Source organism: Mesorhizobium sp. M0293, from assembly GCF_040321735.1.
Taxonomy (GTDB): Bacteria; Pseudomonadota; Alphaproteobacteria; order Rhizobiales; family Rhizobiaceae; genus Mesorhizobium.
Genome location: NZ_JAMYSA010000242.1, coordinates 1 through 2,792 on the forward strand (window position 1 = coordinate 1; position 2,792 = coordinate 2,792).

The window sequence follows — 2,792 nt, forward strand, 5'->3', positions numbered from 1 at the left end:
CGGCAGCTTCAAATCTGACCTCGGCACTTCTATTTCCGCAAAAAAGACGCGCAGTGCTCCAGCGCGTTCACGGGCGGTTGGACTGGAATATCTGACAGCGCGGCAGGATCACGATTTGCCCTCCAGTGCGCGAGCAACGACATGGATTCGATCTCTTGTTTCGAGAAATGGTCGGACTGTTTCGCACAACTGACATCAGTTTCGGTTGAGTGGATTCGAGTGGGTCTAGTGGCCCCTCACTGAGGCCCTATGCGAAACCATAGGCCAGCGGATAATCCAAAAAGTCGTGTGACACGCCAATTGCATTGAGGAGGATTCGCGTTGCCCTTGTACAAGCCAATGCTTCGCCACCTGAAATCGCGCGAGCTGTTCGGAGCCATTGACCGGGTGCCGGCTCTTGGCATGCCAGTAAGCGAGCGGACCTTCGAGGTATCAAACCCTTCGACCGGCGAGGTGCTCGGGGAACTGCCCGACATGGGTGTTGAGGAGACGCGCACGGCGATCGACAAAGCTCATGTGGCGCAACCTGAATGGGCCGCACTGACCGCGCGCGAGCGCAGCGACATCCTCTGGCGTTGGCACCAACTGATCGTCGACCACACCGACGATCTTGCAGCGATCCTCACTGCGGAGATGGGCAAGCCGCTAGCCGAAGCGAAGTCTGAGGTGGCGCATGCGGCCGCATATCTGCAATGGTACGCCGAAGAGGCTAATCGCATCTATGGTGAGACGATCTCGCCGCCCTCTACAGACCGTCGCATGCTGGTGATCAAACAGCCGATCGGCGTCGTTGGAACGATCACGCCCTGGAACTTCCCCGCCTCAATGGTTGCGCGCAAGATCTCGCCGGCTCTCGCCGCCGGCTGCACTATTGTGCTCAAACCTGCTGAACAGACGCCCCTCGTGGCAGGTGCAATGTTTGCTCTGGCCCATCTTGCCGGGTTTCCCGAAGGCGTCGTCAACCTCATCTACGCCTCCGAAGGCAATACGGTCGGCCGCGAACTCTGCTCCAACCCCAAGGTCCGCAAGATCAGTTTCACCGGTTCGACCGAGGTCGGCCGATTGCTCATGCGCCAGTGCTCGGACCAGATAAAGAAAGTCGGTCTAGAGTTGGGTGGCAATGCGCCTTTCATTGTCTTTGATGATGCCGACGTCGATGCTGCCGTCGACGGTGCGATCCAGGCCAAGTTTCGCAATGCCGGCCAGACCTGCGTTTCCGCCAACCGGCTTTACGTCCAGTCGGGCGTTCATGACGAATTCGTCGCCAAATTCGTGGAGCGTGTCCGTGAGCTTCAGGTCGGCGACGGCTTCGATCCAGGTGTCGCCATCGGTCCGCTGATCGACGGGCATGCACTGGCCAAGATCGAACTTCACATTGCCGACGCCTTGGCCAAAGGTGGCGCGATCCGATGTGGCGGCGGCCGGATCGGCAGCGATGGCAACTTTTTCCAGCCGACGATCCTCAGCAACGTCTCAAGGCAAATGATGGTGGCGCAAGAAGAGACCTTTGGACCCTTGGCGCCGATCATTCGCTTTGAGGATGCCGATCAGGCCGTGCGTGAGGCCAACGACACGATCTACGGCCTCGCCGCCTACTTCTATGCTTCGAACCTGAAGCGTGTCTGGCGTGTGGCCGAGGCGCTGGAATATGGCATGGTGGGGATCAACACAGGACGCATGTCCTCAGAAGCCGCGCCCTTCGGTGGGATAAAACAGTCCGGCATCGGGCGGGAAGGTTCCCGCCACGGCCTCGAAGACTATCTTGAAATGAAGTACCTCTGCATGGGCGGCATCTGAGGCGGCGGGCGGCGACTGCCGCGATGAAGGCCAGCGGACGGCCGGACGCCACGAAATGGACCCGCAGTTTTCAGATTCGCGGAACAATCCGCACCCAGTCTGCCTCATAAAGGGCCCCGGTCTTCCGCCTATTTTTTGGTGGTCGAACGTCGTCAATTGCCTTCGTCACTGTGGCGGAACGCGGCGCGATAGCCGGTTAGCAACAAGCTTTGGGCGTCATTTCTCTCTGGCGGAATCGACCCTTCCGACAAAAGCCTGACCTTTGCCAGTCTTCTACGGGCCAGCGTTCGCGCCAAAAGCTCAAAGCCGCGTCCGTAACATTCAACAATGAAAGCCAGCGTTATCAGGTCGAGCAGAAAGTCGTCTATCGCATGCGTGAGCGCATCAGACCTTTGTTCGAATCGAAGTAGCAAGGCGCGCGCCTCTTCGATCGCGGCCCGGCAATCGTCTGCGCCTATCAGTGAATCGATCCTGTCGAAGATCTGCAAGCGTCCTCACTCTCCCTAAGCCAGCGCATCGAACGCCGCTGATGAATGAGTCTTCAACAAAGAACAGGGTCGCGTTTCGCGAAAAGGCATCGCTCCGCAAAGTGCGCGTTGATGAAGCCTGGTGCGTTAAGCGACAAGTGAATCCGACCTTGACAAGACATCTTCGAAGGCGAGTGAGCCGGCCCACGCCCGCGTGCCGCGACCCTCAATGCCGAGGAAACTGTGCTGCACTCGTCGGAGGAAACCAGTTCCTCTCTATTCTTCCCGCCGCCACGGTTCAGCCTAGATTACATGCGAAACGACAATAACGGAAAGCAAAGGTTCGCAAAATGAGTAGGGTGGCTGGATCAAACGAAGATTTGGCTGCACCAAGGACCTTTGGGCCACTTCTGCAGCCGACCTTTCGTTCGATCTGGCTCGCGACGCAGGTTTCAAGCCTCGGCTGGTTGATGCAGACTGTCGCCATCAGCTGGCTGATGGCAACGATCTCGACTTCCGATCTGATGG

General features: G+C 58.4%; 3 protein-coding genes. 2 read left to right on the top strand and 1 reads right to left on the bottom strand.

Annotated elements, in window-relative coordinates; translation table 11 throughout:
- The first annotated feature begins 321 nt into the window (after nt 1–321).
- Complete coding sequence (locus NKJ06_RS35080; protein ID WP_352812490.1) at nt 322–1,797, top strand: NAD-dependent succinate-semialdehyde dehydrogenase; 1,476 nt, start codon at nt 322–324, stop codon at nt 1,795–1,797.
- Nucleotides 1,798–1,949: 152 nt separating this feature from the next.
- Here NKJ06_RS35080 and NKJ06_RS35085 read toward each other — a convergent pair whose 3' ends face one another.
- Nucleotides 1,950–2,285, bottom strand: a complete 336-nt coding sequence (locus tag NKJ06_RS35085) for a hypothetical protein (RefSeq protein ID WP_031204413.1) — start codon at nt 2,283–2,285, stop codon at nt 1,950–1,952.
- 329 nt (nt 2,286–2,614) lie between these two features.
- Between NKJ06_RS35085 and NKJ06_RS35090 the strand changes: the two genes are divergently transcribed.
- Nucleotides 2,615–2,792 (top strand): MFS transporter (locus tag NKJ06_RS35090; RefSeq protein WP_352812492.1); only part of this gene is annotated, 178 nt, incomplete at its 3' end.